Here is a 21,027-nt window from a genome sequence, read left to right on the forward strand (position 1 = left end):
TGTTTGTGTGAAGTGATTCACATCTGCCGTGTCAGTGGGAGCGCATTATAGGGAGCTCCCCGGATATAGCAACCCTTAAAATACAAAAAACTTATCAAGCGTTCATAATTTGAACTTTCAGAGTGAAGCTCTATCGATAAAAACAAACAAAACCCAGGCACCATGCGGTCTGGAGAGATCCATTATCAAACATGAATTTTCGCGAAAAATAACGCTACTCTCGTTATCTCCCTCCAGACCTCCCTTTTCTTTTTTTATGTCGTTACCTCAAGTGATGAATTAAGCAACACCCTTGACCCATGACAAGGCAGCGCGAGGTCGCGGCTTTCTATAATCAGGCCCGTTTCTTCTTATTGGTGTGAACCTATGGCTTATCAACTCAACATTAACTGGCCCGAGTTTTTAGAAAAGTACTGGCAAAAGCAGCCGGTAGTATTAAAGAAGGCTTTTGCGGACTTCATCGATCCGATTACGCCAGATGAGCTGGCAGGGTTGGCCATGGAGCCGGAAGTCGATAGCCGACTGGTGAGCCTGACGAACGGGCAATGGCAGGCCAGCAACGGTCCATTTGAACATTTTGATGGTCTTGGCGAAACGGGCTGGTCATTGCTGGCACAGGCCGTAAACCACTGGCACATGCCTGCTGCTGAACTGGTTCGTCCTTTCCGCGTGCTGCCGGATTGGCGCTTAGACGATCTTATGATCTCTTTTTCCGTACCGGGCGGCGGCGTTGGCCCGCATATCGACCAGTACGATGTCTTTATTATTCAGGGTATGGGTAGCCGACGCTGGCGCGTGGGCGACAAACTGCCAATGCGTCAGTTCTGTCCGCATCCCGCGTTACTGCATGTTGATCCGTTCGCACCGATTATTGATGAAGATCTGGAGCCTGGCGATATTCTGTATATTCCACCGGGATTCCCGCACGATGGCATTACCCATGAAACGGCGCTGAACTACTCCGTCGGCTTTCGTGGCCCTAATGGCCGCGATCTGATCAGCAGCTTTGCCGATTACGCGCTTGAGAACGATCTTGGCGGCGAGCACTACAGCGATCCTGATTTAACTTGCCGCGAACATCCGGGCCGGGTAGAAGAATATGAACTGGAACGTCTGCGCGGCATGATGATCGAGATGATTAGCCAGCCGGAGGACTTCAGGCAGTGGTTTGGGCGCTTTGCCACCACACCGCGTCACGAACTGGATATTGCACCAGCTGAACCGCCTTTTGAAGAAGAAGAGATTGCTGATGCCCTGACGGGTGGTGAAATGCTCACTCGCCTGAGCGGCCTGCGCGTATTGCACATCGGCGATAGCTTCTTTGTGAATAGTGAACAACTGGAGCCTACAGAACCCAATGCCCTGGACGCGCTTTGCCGCTATACCCTTTTGGGCAAAGATGAACTGGGTGAGGATGCGCTGCGCAATCCGGCCTTTATTGCCGAGCTGACCCGTTTAATTAACCAGGGCTACTGGTTCTTCGACGAATAGCATTTCAACATCAGTTCATATATATACCCTAAATAATTCGGGTTGCGGGAAGGCGGCAAGTAAGTGAATCCCCGGGAGCTTACTTAAGTAAGTGACTGGGGTGAGCGAACGTAGCCAACGCACATGCAACTTGAAGTATGACGGGTATAGAAGGCGCGGATAACGCGCCTTCTGCTTTTATATCGCTATAGCATCATTTTCCGAGCAAAGTCTCGTACTGCCCCTGGAATTGCGGCGCGTTCCATGAACCATCAAACAAGGTGTAAGTGATATATCCTTTATTCAACCAGCCCGAGTCATTATCCCCTTCAGCGGGTTTCATCGCTTCCGGGTTCATCGTCTGTTTTGCCGTTCCGTCCGCCAGCAGTTCATAGCCAATCTGCGGCGCGGGGTATTGTTCATTCTCAATATAATAAACGCCTTTGATTTCAGCCGACGGCAGCGGCGGATAGTTGATACTCAACCCCGATCCCTGCGGCAAAATTGGACTACCCGGTTTATGAGCGGCATTAAGTTTATCCACCAGCGTAACGACATAATCCACCGAGTCAGGCCAATATTTATGAGTACTCGGCCACTTGTTTTTCATCTCTTCTTCTGTGAAACGATAGCCGATGCTGGCGGCAATCGCCGGGAAACCGTAGCGCAAGGCGCGGACCGCCGCGCTCACAGTACCGGAGTTAACCTGTGCCATGCCGGTATTAGGACCATCATTGACACCCGAAATCACCAGATCCGGCGGCGCATCTTTCAGCACGCCCCACAGGCCAAAATCCAGCGCATCAGCGGGTGTTCCGGGGAAGCAGTAGCGCTTGTCAGCAGCTTTTTTAACGTCAAAAACTTTCCCCGTCTTAAAGGTGATTGCCGAACCGATACCGCTCTGGTTGGTTGCCGGGGCCACCATCCAGACGTCATACCCTTTTGCCGCCAGTTTTTCCTGCAACGAAGTGGTGCCAACAGACTGACAACCATCGTCATTAACCAGCAGTATTTTCAGCGGTTTTTCAGCAGCCTGAACTGAGGCGGCGGATAGCGCCAGAATGGCGGCAGTCAGAATTTTCGTTCTCATCTTCATTCCTTATTGGGTAGCAGAGATATTTCTTAGGCGCAAAAAAAAACCTAAGCCCCCTGCCGCAAGCCAAATTGGCGTACAGGGGGCTTAGGTTTTGCCTGTGGTCAGTAACAATCCCAAAGTGAAGGAAAAATAACGCCTGATGAGTGAAGAGTCCAGCGTATGACGCTTTATTTTGTGACAGACTTCAAGCACTGAATGTTATTTCAATAAAAAACCACCAATTAATCCGAAATTTAATCATGAGAAACTTCTCAATCACAAAATCAACTCCATGAAGATGATCACATTTATTGACATCAATAATCACAAGGGATGTTTTTTAGAATATTTGGTGATACCGTAGTCGATGTTGGATTGTTACTGTTAAAGAACAGGCGAAACCTACGTCAGAAAGTTCGAGCAAGCATGATGTTATTTATGCTTCGTATCGGATATCTGAGGTAGGTTTTTTTTTGCTTATAAAAAGACCATGCAGATGGAGAATAATATGAAGAAGTGGCTAATTGCATTAATGATGACGGCAGGTGCGGCAACCTGCTCCGCCGCAGAGGTCAAAAATGATGATGGCGTAAATATCTATTTTGCCCGCCATGGCAAGACGCTGTTGAATACTTTCGATCGCGTTCAGGGTTGGGTAGATTCACCGCTCACCGAAGACGGTATCCGCGTCGCACGCTATCTTGGCGAGGGGTTAAAAGACATTCCGTTTGATAGCTTCTATTCCAGCGATGCCGGACGCCAGCGGGAGACCATGCAGGTAATCCTTAAGCAAGCCGGAGTGAGTAATTACCAACTTACTGAACTAAGCGGCCTGCGCGAAGCGTTCTTCGGCGGTTTCGAAGGTGGCTATAACAAAGATATGGCCGACGCAGGGGCAAAACAGTTGGGTCTTAAAGATGGCGCCGCGCTTTTCAGCCAAATGAAGTCCGGCACTCTATCTGTTGATACCAACCAGAATGCACTAGCGGCTGCCGACTCTAAAGGGATGGCGGAAAATTATCAGCAGGTCAAAACGCGTACACAAGCAGCCCTGCATACAATCGTTGAAAACGCGCAGGCCCGCGGCGATAAAAACGTGCTGGCGATTTCATCCGGCACTGCAATGCAGATAATGATTTCAGATTTAACGGACGATAGCGCGAAAAACAAACCACTCGCCAATGCTGCCGTGGTTAAAATTGTTTATAAAGACGGAAAATATACCGTTCCTGAAATCGGCACCATGAAATATGTCGAAGCCGGAAAACAATCTCTCGATAAAAAATAAAACCAGCATTTAGTTATTCATTACTGCAGGCTGCAGGCGAAATTGTCTCGCCCGGATCGCTGCGTCCCTACTCTGGGGTTTATTATGAAAATCAATACAATTACAGTCGCCATTATGATGCTGGCTATTCCCACCAGCGTCTGGTCCTCCACGACCAAAAACAGCATTCAAGAATGCGATATGGTTAATACCGTGCTCGACGACCCGTTATTTAGCCAGTCGCACATGTCCTTATCTTTTAAAAACTACTGGAAATATCTCAAGGAAGAAGAAACCGAGCCGAAAAAGGTCCATAACGCCTGGGGTCAGGGCGTCGCAGTGGATTACCAGTCAGGTTATTTTGCCGATATTATCGGTTTTGATGCCACCTACTACGGGGCGATGAAACTCGGTGCCAGCGATTACTTTAACTCCCGTGGCGTACTCTACAATGACGGCAGCGGTAATAAAAAAAGCAACGCCGAAGGTTTTTCAAAAATTGGCCAACGCAACGTCAAGCTGCAATACCGCCTTGAGGATATCAACCTGAATGCCCGCTGGGGCTGGCAGACGATGAAAAACTACGGCGTCATCTCCAATTCCACCCGCCTCTCACCGACGACCTATTTAGGCTGGACCGGCGCGGTGAACTATGGTCCGTTTACGCTACGCGGTGCGTACATCGAAAGCTCGATGGATCGCAACTCGCCGGATAAAAAACGCTTTCAGACCAACAGCGGACAATATATTAACCACATCGCCAGCGGCGACATTCTGTGGCAAAGCGAGCTCTTGAACATGCAGTACGCCTATGGTGAAAGCGATAACTATCTGCGCCGCCATATCCTGTTCACTAATCTTAAGCCAATGAAAGCACTGAATATTGGTACCCAGGTGTACGCCACCCATGCGCTGGATGAGTACAAAAACATGCCGGCCAATAAGCGTGATTTTGACGACGACGCCTGGCATATCGCTATGGACGTTAAGTGGCAGGCCGACAACTGGAGCACCAAATGGGGTCTTGGCTATACCGATGCCAATAAGGCTAATGAAGTGGGATTCTATCCACGTCACATGAGCAAAAACTCGCGCGGCACCTTTACCTCAATGGCCTATGCAGGTAATGACTATATGCGCGACGGCGAACTGGTGCTCTCCAATATGTCGGATTACAACCTGACGCCAGAGCTGGCTATCGGCCTGGCCGGTAACATTGCCCAGTTTAACTACCGTGGCAACCATGTTCGTACTGGCGAAATCAACGCCTTTAGCCGCTGGGTGCCAACGCATCCGAGGCTGAAAAACCTCACCGTCTGGGCGATGTTCGGACCGGGCTGGTCTTATAAAATGAATGGCAAAACCCCGGTGCTGACCGACGGCCATTACAGCCGGGCCAACTCGCTCTCCTCGGAAGTCATTATCGAATATAAGTTTAATCTGTTCTGATATGCTCGCCCCGCCGCCATTGGCGGGGCAAACCTTCACAAATTACTTCTTCACATCATTGAGTTCATCGTTATAGCTTTCCCGCGTCACGCATACGCAGAGGATAGTAATCAGCGCCATACAGGCAAGGAACAGCGAGATAGGCCACGACTCGCCGCCGGACCACACCAGCAGCAAAGTGCCGATCATCGGCGTTAAGCCGCCAACGATATTCGCCAACTGGAAACCTAACGACACGCCGGTATAGCGCACACTGGTGTCAAATAGCTCCGAAAAGAAGGCCGGCTGAACACTGAACATCATCCCCAGCCCAATGGAATAACAGAAGGTGGTGGCGAACATAAACATTTTCACCGAGCCAGAATCGATCATCCAGAACAGCGGGAAGGCAAAGATCAGCGTGATGGCAGCCCCTGCAAGATACACCGGGCGACGGCCAATTTTATCGGATAGCCAGCCAAAGAATGGGAAGGTAAAGATACCAACGAAGCTAGCTAACAGCAGGCCATTTAGCGCCGTTTCACGGGTGAAGTTCAGCTCTCTGGTGACGTACGACATGAAGAACGCCACCGTCAACCAACCCAGCACAATCTCCCCCATGCGCATGCCCATTGCCAGAAACACCGCTTTGCGATGGTGCTTCAGCACGGCGAGAATCGGAAACTGTTGTTCTGCCGCTTTCGGCGCGTTCAGCTGCTGTTTCTGATTTTCCTGGAATACCGGCGTCTCTTCAATACGCGAACGGATAAACATGCCGACAAACAGCAACGCGATACTCAGCAGGAAAGGCACGCGCCAGCCCCAGGACATCAGGTCATCTTCCGGCAGCATCACCACCAGCGCGAAAACGGCAGTCGCAATAAACAATCCAAGCACGTTACCTAACTGGACAAAAGTACCAAAAAAGCCACGACGATTGCGTGGCGCATATTCGGTGATAAGCGTGGTCGCCCCGCCCCACTCGCCGCCGATGGCGAATCCCTGACAGAGACGCAGAAAAATCAAGATCAGCGGCGCGGCGTTGCCGATGGTGTCATAGCTGGGGATGAGTCCAATGCAGAACGTCGAGATCCCCATAATCATCAGCGATAGCACCAGCGATTTTTTACGGCCAATTTTATCGCCGTAGTGGCCAAAAACGATGGCCCCGATGGGTCGGCTCACAAAGGTGATCGACAGCGTCAGGAAGGATACCAGCAGCGCCATCAGCGGTGAGAGATTGGGGAAAAAGAGCGACGGGAACACCAGCGCGGCGGCGGTACCGTAAATAAAAAAGTCATAGAACTCGATGGTTGTGCCGGATAAACCTGAGCCTAGCACGGTGATCAGCTTTCTTCGTTCATGCTTTTGTAGCGATGTTTGTTCGTCTTTTGCAGGGGCAATGGCTGGCGAGGTAAGCATAGTCATTATTAAATCCTCTGTCCTGAATCATTATTGTTAAATCGGGCGGCGCCTGGCTAACCGCAGTGGCGAGGGAAAATCGCCAGCAAGCTAACTCGAATTAGCTAATTATAACAAGATACAGAGATTCACAACGTGAATGCTAAAAGAGTGTGACCAGGATCGGTTAAATTTTAACACTCATGCAAATCACTGATGCCGGTAAGGCGATCTAAAAAAAGACATAACCCATTAAAAATAAATGAAATACTAGTTAATTAGTGTTCAAGAATAATCAATCCACTTCTCTTCACCTTTTTTTCCACCGCCTAAACGCTTTTACAGGCATTTGTCCTCCCACACTCAGAACAAATTAAATAAAAACTTAAATATCAATATTTTAATAAAACAATATTGATAGCCATCACAAAATCCCGGTAAAGGGTTTGTCCCTATCTTTTTTTTACCCTAATTTGCTAATTCGAGTTAGCTAATGAAATCAGCAACCAAAGAAGCGGCTGATACGGCACGAAACCATGCGCAGCACGATGAACGATAACTAAGCTACCTATCCCCTACAGGAGAAATTCACATGTTGAATTTAACGTTACCCGCGGAAGCCGAGTTTATTACCCCGAAATCAGGCGAAGTTTTGATGGTCACCAATGCGGATCTCCGCGAACCGGCTAACGTCACCTGCTGGCCCACACAAAAATTATTTGAACAACGTCTGGAAGCGGCGCTGGAAACATTAGGCTATCGGCTACGGCGCGCCCATCCGGTCAATGAGAGCCGCGGTCACGGGTTTATCAGCAGCCAGAAGGAAGGTAGCGATCTGTTCGCCCAAATAGATCCGGATGCACCGGTTATCGTCCTGCTGACCGCCTGGCAATACTCTCACCATCTTGCCCCTTCACTCGTGCATCACCGTGGCCCCATTTTGCTGCTCGCCAATTTCGATGGCACCTGGCCGGGCCTGGTCGGCATGCTCTGCATGGCCGGATGCCTCACCAGCCTTGAGCGTAACTACTCGCGGCTATGGTCCGAAACCTTTGCCGATGACGCGTTTATTCGTGGCTTAGAGACCTGGCTGCGCGATGGCCACCTCAGCCATAAGCTCGGCTATCTGCATCCGGTCGCCCCCAGCGCACCGCTGCTGGCCAGCGAAGCCGGGCAGATTGGCGTCAAAGTTGGCCAGTCGCTCCTCAAACACAAAGCCATTGTCGGCCTGTTCGACACCTTCTGTATGGGGATGATCAACGGTGTCTTCCCGCAAAAAGCGATGATCGATGTGGGGATGCCGGTGGAGTCGCTATCGCAATCGGCGCTGCTGGTTGAGATGAATAAAGTACCGGCCGCCCTGCGCGAAGCCTGCCTCGACTGGTACGAAACTCGCGGAATGCAGTTTAAATTCGGCCCTGACAGTGCGCAGGATCTCACCCGGGAGCAGGTGCTGGAACAGTGCGCAATGATGATAGCTATGGCGCGTTTCGTGAAGCGATTCGGGCTGACGGCGGTTGGCGTGCAGTATCAACAGGGGCTCAAAGACAGCTGTGCGGCCTCTGATTTTGCAGAGGGCGCTATCGGCAACGCCGAGCGCTTCCCGATCCCGGATGAGCACGGCGAGATTATCTGCCCGGATGCGCCAATCCCCTGCATCAACGAGGTGGATATGGGCAGCGCCATCCCGCAGGTAATGCTGGCGAAGCTGCTCGGCGCGCTGGGTATGGAGAGCGAAACCACCCTCCATGATATCCGCTGGGGTAGCGAATACAACGGCACATTTTATTGGGATCTGGAGATCTCCGGCGCGGTCCCGTTCGCCCATCTGAAAGGCGGGATCGCCGGAGCCACCGGCTATCGCCAGCCGCCGATGTTCTTCCCCTACGGTGGTTCAACTATCGCCGGACAGGGCAAAGCCGGACGCTTTATCTGGGCGCGCGCGCACTATGAAGGTACCCAGGTGATCCTGCATATCGGCACCGGTACCGCCGTCGAACTGCCGCATGATGAATTCGAACGCCGCCGCAAGGCGACCAACTACGAGTGGCCGCTACTCAACGCCGTTCTCGACGGGGTTTCGCGCGATGATTTAATGGCGGGACACCAAAGTAACCATCTCAGTCTGGCTTACGTAGAGGAGGAGGTTTTATCCGAAGTGCTGAACGCCTTTATTGCCCAGGCGCTGACGCAAAATATAAAAGTCTTTATCGCAGGCGATGCTCATTTATTAATGAAATAAAAACTGATTCGCTTATGTAATTTTTACGTTGTTAGCGATCCTGGCAAACATCCGCTTAATTCGTCTCTTTATCGCCCATAAAGAGCGGGTCAACGCGCATCTGTCCGGGCGGGCCTTTTGCTTGCCCGGACGAGAGAGGATTATATGTATCAGCAGCAACATATTGAATTTATTATCCAAAAGGCAAAGAAACGGCTCGACCTACAGGAAGCCCCCGGCTGTACCAAAGCGGGATGGCTAATGATCACCGCATTATTAATTGAGTCATGGGATATTTATTCCATGGCGTTTATTTTATTCGCCCTGAAAGATATTTATGAACCTAGCAGTTGGCTGCTCGGTTTTACCGCCGCCGGTACTCAGCTCGGCGCGGTTATCGGCGCGCTGCTCGGCGGCTGGCTGACCGACAAACTCGGACGGCGCAAAATTTTCCTCTGGTCGATGATCCTGTTCGCGATTTTCGCCGTGCTTCAGGGCCTGGCGCCCAATATGTACTGGCTGGCGATTATTCGCTGCCTCGCCGGGATCCCGGTGGGCGCGGACGTGGCCAACGGCTTTACCTACATCATGGAGGTGATGCCGAAAGGCAAGCGCGAAGTGATGGCGAACCGCTGGCAGTTTATGTTCGCGCTGGGAATTATCGCCGCTATCCTGCTGGTCACTACTCTGGTCGCGCTTGATGTTCACCCGGATATGATCTGGCGCATCGTGCTGGCGGTTCCGGCGATCCCTGCCTGTCTGCTGCTTTTTATGCGTCGGGAGTTACCGGAAACCCCAGCCTGGTTTGTGGAACGCGGCCGCTTTATCGAAGCTAAAAAAGCCTCCCGCGAATATTACGGCGAACAGGATGGCCGCCTGCTGGACGACATTCTGCCTAACGAAAACGTCGCTATCGCCGACCCGACGCTCAAAGAGACGTTGCACGATCTGTTCCGCCGCCCGTTTACCCGCCGCACAACCCTGTTCGGCTGGTTCTCCTGCGCCGTACAGTCGTTTGAAAACTATGCCTTCTCGTTCTTCCTACCGCTGATTCTCGTCACCATCGGTATTTCCGGACAGATTCAGAACAACCTCGCCCTGTTGGCGGTGAACTGCATCGCCGCGCTCTCGGCGTTCGTTGGCCCACTGCTGTTGCCGAAACTCGGCCATAAAGGGCTGAGCAAATACGGCTTCCTGCTGGTGACCATCGGTATCTCGATTTCGGCGTGGGGCGTCTATAGCAGCAGCTTCGCTTTTATCATCTTCGGCGCAGCGCTGATGCTATGGGGTCACTACTGGGACTCTGAAAGCGGGATGACGGTCATCTCCCTCGTGGCAAAACCGCGTTACCGCGGCGTGGCTTCCGGTATCGGCTACACCATCGTCAAGGTCACCGCCTTCGTCACGACTCTGGTATTCCCGGCCCTGTTTGAGGCAGTCGGCGTGCCAGTCGCCTCAATGATTATCGCTATCGCGCCGTTCTGCGCCTTCCTCGCCTCCATTTTCCTGCTGCCGGAAGTCTTCGGCCATGCGGTGGGCGACGAAAATGATCAAGAACATGACGCCAGCCCGGCAATCGTCCTGCAGGGTCATGAATCACCGGCCTCAACCTCTAAACATTAACCGCCCGGGCCGCAGAGGCGGCCCCCGCTGAACACATAAAGGAAGGAATCAGATGAACAGCACAAAAATGCCCGTGATTGAAAATATCGAACTGATGACCGCCCGCGTTCCGCTGCCGGAAGGCCCCTGGGGAGATCAGATTCACCACGTCACCGATATCGAAGTGGCGATTGTTGATGTCTACGGTTCAAACGGTCACGTTGGTACCGGCTTTAGCCACACTTCCGGCTGGTGTGGAAAAACCATCTCCGCGCTGATAGCCGAGATTATCCCGGACGTGATCGGCCAGCCGCTCTCGCCGCGCGGCCTGTGGCATCGTTCATATAAACATGTTCACGACGTCGGCGGCGCGGGCGTCACCACCCATGCTCTGGCAGCGCTGGATATTGCCTACTGGGATCTCCTGGGCAAAACCCTTAACACGCCGATCATCGACATTATTGGCCGCGTTCGCGATCGCGTTCCGCTGTACGGCAGCGGCATCAACTTGCATCTGTCCATTGAGGAAGTGATCGACCAGGTCAAACGCTGGAAAAGCACCGGCTACCTGGCAGCGAAAGTGAAGGTCGGTAAACCGACGCTGGAAGAAGACGTGGAGCGGCTGCGCAAAATCCAGGAGGCCGTTCCAGGCTTCCCGCTGGCGGTTGACGCCAACCAGGGCTGGAACTTCCCGCAGGCGCTGCGCGCGTTCAAGCTGTTCGAGCCGCTCAATCTGTTATGGATTGAAGAGCCTCTGCCCTCCGACGATATCACCGGCCATCTCAAGCTTCGCGAACGCAGCACTACGCCTATCGCGCTGGGCGAAAACGTCTATAACTTAAACCAGTTCACGCAATACATCGAGAGCGGCTGTGCGGATTACATCCAGGCGGATCTCGGACGCGTCGGCGGGATCACCGGTTATCTGGATATCGCCGCCGTCGCCCGTGCGCACAACCTGCCGATGACGCCGCATTTTGTCATGGAACTCAGCGCCAGCCTGCTGGCAACGGTACCGAATATCTCATACGCCGAAATGACCGACGGCGGACGCTGGAAGGATCTGCGCATTATCGCCGAGGCGGGCGAAGAGGTGGACGGCTACTACGTGCCGAGCGAACGACCAGGCCACGGCATCATTCTCGATCGTGACTATCTCGCAACACACAAAATCTAACCACTCAGTGATGGGGAAAGGACAATGGAAGACACGTTATTCTCAGTTAAAGACAAGGTCATCATTGTGACCGGCGGCCTTGGACAGCTGGGGGCGCAGTACGTGAAGACCTTACATGAGCGCGGCGCAAAGGTGGCGGCGCTAGCCACCCGCGTCGATGCCGCGCGTATCGATCGCGTGCTGGGGGCGATAAAGGACTCCGACCGCCTGCTTTGCGCGGAAGTGAATATTACCGACAAAGCCAGTATTAACCGGGTTCTTGATAGCATCGAAGAAAAATGGGGCGTGCCGGATGGCCTGGTAAACAATGCAGGTGTTGATACTCAGCCCAGCGCGCCGCCGGAAGTGTCCGGCCCGTTTGAGGAGTTTCCGGAAGAGGTATTCCGCGAAGTGGTGGAAGTGAATCTGGTCGGCACCTTCCTGATGACTCAGCAGGTTGGCAAGCGTATGAAACTGGCCGGCAAAGGCGGTTCGATTATCAACGTCGGCTCGATCTACGGCGTGGTCTCCCCGGTGCAGGATATCTATAGCTATAAAAAAGAGGACACCGGCATTCCTTTCGTTAAACCGGTGGCCTATTCGGCGGCAAAATCCGGGCTGTATAACTTTACCCGCTACTGCGCCACCTACTGGGGTCGCGACGGCATTCGCGTCAATACCCTAACCCTTTCCGGCGTTGAGCGTAGCGACCAGGATCCGCGTTTTCAGAAAAACTACACCAACCGTATTCCGATTGGACGGATGGCAAAACCGCATGAGTACAACGGCGCGGTGGTGTTCCTGCTCTCCGACGCGTCGGTCTATATGACCGGTTCCAACGTGGTGGTGGATGGAGGCTGGACCGCATGGTAAACAATAAATGGCAGGTTTTTCGCGGCATTATCTCCGCCGTGGTAACGCCGATGCACGCCGACGAGTCGGTAAACTATGCGGCACTGGACACCCTCGCCCGCGCCCAGCTGGCGCGCGGGGTTGAAGGCTTTTACTGCTGCGGCTCCTCCGGAGAGGGGCCGTTACTGCGTTTCGATGAGCGCAGGCAGGTGCTGGCAACGCTGGTACAGGCGGCGGAGGGCAAAGTGCCGGTGATCTCCCACGTCGGAACGCCGCGCACCCGAGATGCCGTCGAGCTGGCAAAAAGCGCCGAGCAGGACGGGGCCAGCGCGGTATCGCTGGTGCCGCCCTACTACTACAAATATAGCCGCGAGGAGATTATCGCCTACTACCGTCGGGTACTGGACGCCATTTCGATTCCGGTGATTTTGTATAATATTCCGCAGTTTACCGGCGTCGAGCTTGACCATCAGACCGCCGAAGCGCTGCTCGGCGACGAGCAGGTGCTGGGGGTGAAGCACACTTCGCATAACCTCTACTCGCTGGAGCGGATGATCGCCCGCTATCCGGACAAAGTGTTCTTTAACGGTTTCGATGAGATCTTCCTTTCCAGCCTCGCGGCAGGTGCGACGGCCACCGTCGGCACCACGGTCAACCTCCAGCCGGAGCTGTTTCTCGCTCTGCGCAGCGCGTTTAAGCAGGGCGATATCGCCCGGGCGCAGCGCTTACAGCAGCAGATTAACGAAGTCGTGGAAAACCTGGTGGCACGCGGCGTATTCCAGTCGGCGAAGTATCTTGCCGGTAAAGAGACCGTCGATACCGGGCCAACCCGCGAGCCGTTTGTGGCGCTGACGGCGGCGCAGAAAGGGGAGCTGGATGAACTCTATGTGCGCTTACGGGGGTATATCGCCGATGCCCGGCAATAACAGGCTGTGTACCCAGAACCGCCTGAACGATAGCGCCGTTTGCCAGCAGGTGGCGCTGTTTTTACAGGAGACCGAAGGCGATGCACAGACCAAGGGCCTGGCGATAGCGGTGGTGGGGCCGGAGGGCGAGTTTATCGCTTTCGGCGCACACGCTCGCTGTCCGCCGCTGCCGCGTCAGCTGGCACAGCGCAAGGCCTGGACTGCCCTGCGCTTTCGCCGTCCGACGGCAAGGCTTGCGGAAGAAGTCAACGTTGGCACCCTACGGCTGGAGATGTTTCACGACCCGCAGCTGCTGGCAATGCCGGGCGGCGCGCCGGTGATGCTTGATGGGCTGGCGATAGGCGGCGTTGGGATCAGCGGCCTGCCGCCGGAGTTAGACGCCGAGTTGGCAGCACAGTTTGTTCAGCGCCTGATTGCGTAATCGTTCCCGGAGGCGGTGCTGCGCACCTGTCCGGGCTACGCGTCATATGCCAGCTCCGACGCTATTTCCCCCCCCTCTCTCTTCCTGGGAGAGGGTCTTTTCCGACCCCCACTTAACTCCGCTGATTTTCCACCGACAAAGGGCGGTGAATCAGCGTCATCGGCACCGTGATCTTCACATCGGCATTTTCGCCCTGCAGCTTCTGCTGCATCAGATGAAACGCATGCTGCGCCCAGGCGTCTTCGTCCTGACGCATCGACCACACCGCATTCGGCAGGAACCCTAACATTTGATGTTCATCGAAGGTGCCTATCGGGATATCCGACGGAATAAAACCATATGTTTCCCGCAGCGCGCTCAGGGTCCCTTCCAGAATCGGCAACGATGAGGCGATAAATGCCTTCGGCGGCTCCCGATGCTGGCGGAGAAAATCGAGCATCAGCTGCTTACCCTCTTCCTGACGGTTATGGCTGGCCGACAAAATCCACTCTTTCCCGGCGGGAAGCTCGCTCAGGTAACCCTGCAAACGACGCTGGATCGACGGCTGCTGGGTATCCCCGGCGATAAAAAAAATCGGCGAAACGTCTACTGCCTGGGTCATCGCCTGCACCAGCTTTTTACTGCCGTTGTAGTTATCACTCACCACCAGCGATACGTCGCTCTCGCCAAAATCACGGTCGAGCAGCACCAGAGGCCGCTTGCGCGCCACCTTCTGATGATGCAACTGCGTTTCCCGGGTAGAAGGCACCACAAAGAGCCCATCGACATTGCGCGCCAGCAGGCCTTCAACCAGACTGTTTTCATGCTCGCTGTCGCTGTAGGTACAGGCGATCATTAGTTGATACCCTGCCTGACGGCAGCAGGCTTCCAGTTTTTCCGCCAGGATGGAGAAAAACAGGTTCGACAGGCGTGGGATCACCAGCCCTAAGGTCTCGGTTTTATTCAGCTTCAGGCTGCGGGCGATATGGTTAACGACCAGCCCATTCTCAGCAACGTAATCATTAATACGCTGCTGCGTTTTGGCGCTGATGCGATACTGCTCAGCTTTGCCACCTAGCACGAGGCGCACGGTGGTAATCGAGATTTCCAGCGCCCTGGCGACTTGCTCAACGGTTTTGGCCATAAACTCATTTTCCATAACGAACAGAACGGCTTAATCATAAACTAATTCGAGTTAGCAATACATTAGCTGAGCTGTTATTTTGAACAATGCGTCAACATGGCGAGTTAATGACAATTATTGTGCTGGTATTTGCGCCGGTCAACGACCTGCGCAAGCGAATCAGGGCAGCATTTTACCGCGAACGACCACTTTACCCGGTTTGCTCTCCGGGTCAGTCACCCGGCGAATCGCCAGATTCAGCGCCTGCCAGGCGATCTCCTGCAGATCGTGAGAAACGCAGGGAAAATGGAAACCGTAGATCCCGGCATGGGAGACTTCATCAATGCTGAACAGAGAGACCTGTTGCTTAAGATCTAATTGATGCTCAAGGCAGGCTTTGATAATCCCCAGCGAGATCTGGTTATTGCAGCCGACGAAAAAATCCGGCGCCGGGTTGTTAGCCAACCAACGGCTGGTCTCCTGCCACGCGATATCCATAAAGAAGTCCGCATACAGGACTTCGAAAGATTCAACTTTCCCCAGCAGCGCCGCCTGTAGACCCGTGACCCTCTCCCTGGCGACATTGGAGTTTTCCGGCCCGGAGACCACCACCACGCGCTGCGCTTTCTGCTCCAGCAGCCAGCGACCAGCCTGCAGGCCGCAGTCGAGATTATCGATATAGACCCCGCTACAGTGGCGGTCATCAAGCTCCCTGTCCACCAGCACCACCGGAATATTGAGCATTTCCAGCCGCTTAAGATAGGACGGACGATACTGATGATCGTTGGAGATCACAGACAAAATGATCGCATCGACGTTATAGCCGATCAGCTTTTCGATAATCCGATCTTCACTCTCCTGAGATTCATAGGAGTCGAACACCAGCGTGTCGTAGCCCATCTTTTGCGCTTCGAGGGTGATAAGCCGCGTCAGGCCGCCAAAAAAGGGGTTGGCCATATCAGGATTAACGATGCCGATGGTTTTGCTGGTCTTTGCCCGCAGATTGCGCGCGGCAGCATTGACTACATAGCCAAGGCTGGCCGCCGTTTCGCGAATGCGCTGCAGCGTTTCCGGATGCACTTTGTCCGGCTGAGAAAATGCCCGCGAGGCAGTAATTTTACTGACGTTTGCCTGCGCGGCGACGCTAGCCAGCGTCGCCTTCCGTCCACGACCGACTGCCAAATGCAGCTCCTTAGTTAAAAAGCATCATTTTGTATCATTTACATTATCATGACAGAACTCTCACTATGATGCTAACACTTTACTCCAGCCAGACGATTTACTCTGGGATCGGTAAAAACATCCAGTTCATCGCGGCTTTCGGAAGAAAACTCCGATATCACTGCCCCATGCTCTCCGGCCTGAAACCAGTGGCGGGTGTTGGGCGCGATCGTGTACTGCTCACCGGGGCGAAGCCGAATGTAGCGATCGCAGGTATACCACGCCTCACTGCCTTCCGGGACCTGACATATCGGTTCGCCGCTGGCGTCATTCGGCGTCAGGCTAGGGTCGTCGACAAACAGATAAACCTCACCCCAGCGGCAGCGGAAGGTTTCCTGCTTACCGGGTGTCCCGGCGAAAGGCGGGTGCAAATGCTCCGGACACGTCTGGCCTGGAAACAGCACCAGCTCTTTGGCGCAGTAGCGCGGCGAGTTGGTGTACGTCAGAAGCTGCAGGCCGGAAAGCGGGTAGTCAGGTAAACCAAATGTCGCAATTTCAATATGTTGCCTTTCCTCGTTCGTTAAAACGATCTCAGCTAATTGCAGGAAATGAAGCGTGCGTTGAACGGCATCAGTCGGTGTATTCATCGTATCCTCTGTTTTTAAAACGGTATCGTTAACACTACCGCCAGCATTTAACCCGCCATTAAGGTTTCATTTCCGTGATATGAATCGCTTCAGTAAGTTACATTAGATCATCATGATTAACATATTTTGAATATTTTTAACCTCAGTCACAGTTTTCACTTCATATTTACTCCAGGATCGTCGCACCAGAATGATACCGATACCATCAAAATGATTACAAAGAGAGGTCACATGAAAGCATTAGTGTTGGCAGAAGCCGGTAAAATCGCTATCGAAGATCGCAGCTTTGACGAAGTGCTCGGCGACAACGATGTACAAATCAAAATTCACTCCGTCGGCATTTGCGGTAGCGACGTGCATTACTACCAGCACGGACGCATTGGTCCTTTTATCGTTGAAGCGCCGATGGTACTCGGGCACGAAGCAGCAGGCGTGGTGCTGGCAACGGGTAAAAACGTCACCCACGTTAATGCCGGGGATCGCGTTTGCATGGAGCCGGGGATCCCGGATTTTAACTCTGCGCAAACCCGCGCCGGTATCTACAACCTCGACCCGGCGGTACGCTTTTGGGCTACTCCACCGATCCACGGCTGCCTGCGCGAAACCGTGATTCATCCGGGCGCATTCACCTTCAAATTACCGGATAACGTCAGCTTTGCCGAAGGCGCGATGGTCGAGCCGCTGGCGATCGGAATGCATGCTGCCACCAAAGCAGGGATCAAACCTGGCGATATCGCCCTGGTGATCGGTGCAGGTCCTATTGGCGTTGTCACCGCGCTGGCAGCGCTGGCGGGCGGCTGTTCCGATGTCATCATCTGCGATCTGTTTGATGAGAAGCTGGCGGTTGCCGCCAACTATGAAGGCCTGCATGCGGTGAATATCAAAACCGGCGATCTGGCAGGTAAAGTCGCTGAGCTGACCAGCGGTAACGGCGCAGATATCGTCTTCGAATGCAGCGGTGCAAAACCGGCAATCGCCACCCTGGCTGAACACGCCGCGCCGGGTGCGACCGCCGTACTGGTGGGGATGCCGATCGATGCCGCGCCGATGGATATCGTCGCCGCCCAGGCTAAAGAGATCACCTTCAAAACCATCTTCCGCTACGCCAACATGTATCCGCGCACTCTGCGTCTGCTGAGTAGCGGCAAACTGCAGGTACAGCCGCTGATTAGTCAGACCTATAAGTTTGTCGACAGCGTCGCCGCATTCGAACGCGCCGCCGCCGGTCATGCGTCCGATATCAAAATCATGCTGGAAATGGAGTGATCCCATGGCGCTCTATGCTGGCATAGACTGCGGTACGCAGGGGACAAAAGTGGTGATTGTCGACAGCCAACAGGGCGCGATCCTCGGTGAGGGCAGCGCGCCTCACCGCCTTATCAGCGACTCTAACGGGCGTCGCGAACAGGAAGCTGACTGGTGGATCGAGGCACTCATCGTGGCCTTCCACCAGGCCGTAGCTCAGGCGCAGGTCGATCCTCTGGAGATTCAGGCGCTGGGCGTTTCCGGCCAGCAGCATGGCTTTGTGCCGCTGGATGAGCAAGGCAACGTGCTGCACAGCGTGAAGCTGTGGTGCGACACCGAAACCGCGGAAGAGAACGCCCTGCTGTTGCAACAGCTCGGCGGCGTTAAAGGTTCGCTGGCTAAGCTTGGCCTGATGGTCGCCACCGGCTACACCGCCTCAAAAATTCTCTGGTTTAAAAGCCACCATCCTGCGCTGTGGGCACGACTGCACACCGTGCTGCTGCCCCATGACTATCTGAATTTCTGGCTTACCGGCGAGCGGGTCGCCGAGTACGGCGATGCCTCCGGCACCGGCCTGCTTAACGTCCGCACCCGCCAGTGGGACAAAGCCACGGTGGATCTTATCGATAATACCGGCCGTTTGTGGCAAGCGCTGCCGCCGCTAAAAAGCGCGGAGAGCTGCATCGGAACCTTACGTCCGGAAGCCGCAGCGAAGCTCGGCCTTAGCCCGGCAACCCGCGTCTCGACCGGCGGTGGCGATAATATGATGGCGGCCATCGGCTGCGGCAACATCGCGGCGGGCACGATCACCATGAGCCTCGGCACCTCCGGTACGCTGTTTGCGTGGTCCGGCGAACCGGTCAACGCGGAATCCGAAATGATTGCCGGGTTTTGCTCCAGCACCAACGGCTGGCTGCCGCTGATTTGCACGATGAACGTCACTTCAGCCACGACCGCCATCCAGACGTTACTGAACGAGGATATCGCCGGTTTCAACGCCCTGCTGGCCCAGGCCACACCGGGCGCGGGCGGCGTAGAGATGCTGCCGTTCTTCAACGGCGAACGGGTTCCGCAGCTACCGCACGCTCGCGCCAGCCTGCATAACCTCGATAGCGATAACTTTACCCGCGCCAACCTCTGCATGGCGGTCGTGGAAAGCGCGACCTATGGTCTGCGCTACGGTATCGAACTGTTCCGCCGTCAGGGCATCAACGCCCGCGAGATTCGTCTTACCGGCGGCGGCGCGCGCAGCGCTGGTTGGCGGCAAATTGTTGCCGACGTGATGGGCTGTCCGGTGGTGTGCCTGAACGTTAAAGAAGCGGCGGCCCTGGGTGGCGCAATTCAGGCTATTTGGGCCACTCGCCTGGCGGATCGTCCCGAGCAGGACGCCCGCGCCCTGCTGGCTGAACTGTGTCAGCGCTTTGTTTCATTAGACCCGGCAACCCACACCCGACCGGACGCCAGTCGTCAGGAACAGTACGACGCACTTTATCAACGGTATCTGCAACGCCTGCAGCAGGCTTATCCGGAGGTACAACTGTGACGCGCGATCCGCATACTCAACAGCCCGCTTATCTGCTGGAAGTGACCGGCGTTCGGAAAACCTTCGGCCCGGTAGTAGCGTTAAAAAACGCTGAATTCTGTCTGCGTCGCGGCTCCATTCACGCACTGTGCGGCGGTAACGGCGCGGGTAAATCAACGTTTCTCAGCATTCTGATGGGCTTTATTCAGCCCGATGGCGGCGACATCTTTATTAACGGCCAGCGGCGCGAGTTTCATCATCCTCGCGAAGCGCTGGAGGCTGGGGTGGCCATCGTTCAGCAGGAGCTGAGTGCCATTCCGGACCTGACGGTGGCGGAGAACATCTGGCTGGGCCGCGAGCCGAAGCGCTTTGGCTTTGTCGATTTCACCACTCTAAACCAGCGCACAACTGCCCTGCTGAAGGAGCTGGAGTTCAACATTAGCGCCACGGAGAAGATGCGTAATCTGAGCGTCGCCGAGCAGCAGCTGGTGGAGATCGCTAAGGCGCTGTCCCATGCCAATGCCGACATCATCATCATGGATGAGCCAACCTCGGCAATTGGCGAAGAGGACGCGCAGAAGATCTTCCAGACCATCAAACGCCTGGCGGACAAAGGAAAAGGGATTATCTACGTCTCGCATCGCCTGTCGGAAATTTTCCAGATTGCCGATAGCTACACCATTTTTCGCGATGGCACCTACATCCATGAAGGCTACATCGCGGATATCACTCGTGAACAGCTGATTGAGCACATCATTGGCGGCGAGTACGACAGCGAATTCGCCAAGTTCAACCAGCCCGGCGATGAAGTGATGATGGAAGTGAAGAACCTACGCTGGCGCAACAAGATCAAGGATATCAGCCTGCAGCTTAAGCGCGGCGAGATCCTCGGCATCTACGGCCTGGTCGGATCCGGGCGCAGCGAGTTTCTCGATCTGGTGTTCGGCATTCAGCACGCTGACAGCGGCACGATCCAGATGGGTGAAAAGACGCTTGGCCGCCACTCGCCAAAAGAGGCGATCGGCTGCGGTATCGCTTATGTCACCGAGGATCGTAAAGATACTGGCCTGGTGCTGTGCCGCTCGGTCAGCGAGAACATCAATATTTCGTCGTTCGGCGCCATCAGCCGCGGCGGATTTATCAATGAGAAACAGGAGCAGGCGCGCACCAGCGAGATGATTAAACGCTTCAACGTCAAAACCCATGACGGCGAACAGCCGGTAGGCAACCTCAGCGGCGGGAACCAGCAGAAGGTGGTGCTGGGACGCTGGGCGCTGCTCGACCCGGAAGTGCTGCTGCTGGATGAGCCGACGCGCGGGATCGACGTCGGCGCAAAAAAAGAGATCTACCGCTTTATGTCGGAATTCGCCCTGAAAAATAAGGGGATCATCATGGTCTCGTCCGAACTGTCGGAAATTATCGGCATGAGCGATCGCATTCTAGTCTTTCGCGACGGCCAGCTAGCCGGAGAGCTAACGGCAGCCAATGCGACCCAGACCGAACTGATGAAACTCGCGGTTTAACAGAGAGA

Annotated in this window: 17 protein-coding genes; 12 read left to right on the forward strand and 5 right to left on the reverse strand. The window is 54.5% G+C overall.

What is annotated here, in order from left to right:
* The first annotated feature begins 366 nt into the window (after nucleotides 1-366).
* The gene (locus QVF11_RS01900; protein WP_112216421.1) at nucleotides 367-1,491 is read left to right on the forward strand and encodes a ribosomal protein uL16 3-hydroxylase; all 1,125 of its coding nucleotides are present in this window, start codon (nucleotides 367-369) and stop codon (nucleotides 1,489-1,491) included.
* Between the two features lie 193 nt (nucleotides 1,492-1,684).
* On the opposite strand, the gene surE is transcribed toward QVF11_RS01900, so the two are convergent.
* Complete coding sequence (surE, locus tag QVF11_RS01905; protein ID WP_287855076.1) at nucleotides 1,685-2,560, reverse strand: 5'/3'-nucleotidase SurE; 876 nt, start codon at nucleotides 2,558-2,560, stop codon at nucleotides 1,685-1,687.
* A gap of 493 nt (nucleotides 2,561-3,053) precedes the next feature.
* On the opposite strand from surE, the gene QVF11_RS01910 reads away from it, so the two are divergent.
* Complete coding sequence (locus tag QVF11_RS01910; protein ID WP_287855077.1) at nucleotides 3,054-3,833, forward strand: histidine phosphatase family protein; 780 nt, start codon at nucleotides 3,054-3,056, stop codon at nucleotides 3,831-3,833.
* 84 nt (nucleotides 3,834-3,917) lie between these two features.
* Nucleotides 3,918-5,261, forward strand: a complete 1,344-nt coding sequence (locus QVF11_RS01915; protein ID WP_287855079.1) for an OprD family outer membrane porin — start codon at nucleotides 3,918-3,920, stop codon at nucleotides 5,259-5,261.
* Between the two features lie 42 nt (nucleotides 5,262-5,303).
* Here QVF11_RS01915 and QVF11_RS01920 read toward each other — a convergent pair whose 3' ends face one another.
* Nucleotides 5,304-6,668 (reverse strand): MFS transporter, encoded by a 1,365-nt coding sequence (locus QVF11_RS01920; protein ID WP_287855080.1) that lies wholly within the window; start codon nucleotides 6,666-6,668, stop codon nucleotides 5,304-5,306.
* Nucleotides 6,669-7,233: 565 nt separating this feature from the next.
* Between QVF11_RS01920 and QVF11_RS01925 the strand changes: the two genes are divergently transcribed.
* The 6 genes from QVF11_RS01925 to QVF11_RS01950 all read left to right on the forward strand — a co-directional run bounded on the left by QVF11_RS01925 (nucleotide 7,234) and on the right by QVF11_RS01950 (nucleotide 13,819).
* Nucleotides 7,234-8,883: a signal transduction protein gene (locus QVF11_RS01925; protein WP_287855082.1), complete on the forward strand. Its 1,650-nt coding sequence runs from the start codon at nucleotides 7,234-7,236 to the stop codon at nucleotides 8,881-8,883.
* A 144-nt stretch (nucleotides 8,884-9,027) separates the two neighbouring features.
* Nucleotides 9,028-10,485: an MFS transporter gene (locus QVF11_RS01930; RefSeq protein ID WP_142467205.1), complete on the forward strand. Its 1,458-nt coding sequence runs from the start codon at nucleotides 9,028-9,030 to the stop codon at nucleotides 10,483-10,485.
* Nucleotides 10,486-10,537: 52 nt separating this feature from the next.
* Complete coding sequence (locus tag QVF11_RS01935) at nucleotides 10,538-11,641, forward strand: mandelate racemase/muconate lactonizing enzyme family protein (protein WP_287855084.1); 1,104 nt, start codon at nucleotides 10,538-10,540, stop codon at nucleotides 11,639-11,641.
* Between the two features lie 24 nt (nucleotides 11,642-11,665).
* Complete coding sequence (locus tag QVF11_RS01940) at nucleotides 11,666-12,493, forward strand: SDR family oxidoreductase (RefSeq protein WP_287855086.1); 828 nt, start codon at nucleotides 11,666-11,668, stop codon at nucleotides 12,491-12,493.
* On the forward strand, nucleotides 12,487-13,398 hold the full coding sequence (locus QVF11_RS01945; RefSeq protein WP_287855088.1) for a dihydrodipicolinate synthase family protein: 912 nt from the start codon (nucleotides 12,487-12,489) through the stop codon (nucleotides 13,396-13,398). Before QVF11_RS01940 ends, QVF11_RS01945 begins: the two co-directional genes overlap by 7 nt.
* The gene (locus QVF11_RS01950; protein WP_142513258.1) at nucleotides 13,385-13,819 is read left to right on the forward strand and encodes a GlcG/HbpS family heme-binding protein; all 435 of its coding nucleotides are present in this window, start codon (nucleotides 13,385-13,387) and stop codon (nucleotides 13,817-13,819) included. The genes QVF11_RS01945 and QVF11_RS01950 overlap by 14 nt, the downstream gene beginning before the upstream one ends.
* Before the next feature lie 112 nt (nucleotides 13,820-13,931).
* Here QVF11_RS01950 and QVF11_RS01955 read toward each other — a convergent pair whose 3' ends face one another.
* The 3 genes from QVF11_RS01955 to QVF11_RS01965 all read right to left on the reverse strand — a co-directional run bounded on the left by QVF11_RS01955 (nucleotide 13,932) and on the right by QVF11_RS01965 (nucleotide 16,729).
* A complete protein-coding gene (locus QVF11_RS01955; RefSeq protein ID WP_287855091.1) occupies nucleotides 13,932-14,942 on the reverse strand; it encodes a LacI family DNA-binding transcriptional regulator in 1,011 nt (336 codons plus the stop codon).
* 159 nt (nucleotides 14,943-15,101) lie between these two features.
* Nucleotides 15,102-16,103 (reverse strand): LacI family DNA-binding transcriptional regulator, encoded by a 1,002-nt coding sequence (locus QVF11_RS01960; protein WP_110276644.1) that lies wholly within the window; start codon nucleotides 16,101-16,103, stop codon nucleotides 15,102-15,104.
* Nucleotides 16,104-16,174: 71 nt separating this feature from the next.
* Nucleotides 16,175-16,729, reverse strand: coding sequence for a D-lyxose/D-mannose family sugar isomerase (locus tag QVF11_RS01965; RefSeq protein ID WP_287855094.1), 555 nt, complete (start codon nucleotides 16,727-16,729; stop codon nucleotides 16,175-16,177).
* A gap of 231 nt (nucleotides 16,730-16,960) precedes the next feature.
* On the opposite strand from QVF11_RS01965, the gene QVF11_RS01970 reads away from it, so the two are divergent.
* The 3 genes from QVF11_RS01970 to QVF11_RS01980 are packed head-to-tail and all read left to right on the forward strand — an operon-like array spanning nucleotide 16,961 to nucleotide 21,019.
* Nucleotides 16,961-17,995 carry an NAD(P)-dependent alcohol dehydrogenase gene (locus QVF11_RS01970; RefSeq protein ID WP_287855096.1) on the forward strand — a complete coding sequence of 345 codons (1,035 nt, stop codon included), beginning with the start codon at nucleotides 16,961-16,963 and terminating at the stop codon, nucleotides 17,993-17,995.
* A 4-nt stretch (nucleotides 17,996-17,999) separates the two neighbouring features.
* Nucleotides 18,000-19,517 carry a xylulokinase gene (gene xylB, locus QVF11_RS01975; RefSeq protein ID WP_287855097.1) on the forward strand — a complete coding sequence of 506 codons (1,518 nt, stop codon included), beginning with the start codon at nucleotides 18,000-18,002 and terminating at the stop codon, nucleotides 19,515-19,517.
* Nucleotides 19,514-21,019: a sugar ABC transporter ATP-binding protein gene (locus QVF11_RS01980; protein WP_110276641.1), complete on the forward strand. Its 1,506-nt coding sequence runs from the start codon at nucleotides 19,514-19,516 to the stop codon at nucleotides 21,017-21,019. Before xylB ends, QVF11_RS01980 begins: the two co-directional genes overlap by 4 nt.
* The last annotated feature ends 8 nt before the right edge of the window (nucleotides 21,020-21,027 follow it).

The sequence above is a fragment of the Klebsiella sp. genome (assembly GCF_027492335.1).
Lineage (GTDB): Bacteria > Pseudomonadota > Gammaproteobacteria > Enterobacterales > Enterobacteriaceae > Klebsiella > Klebsiella huaxiensis.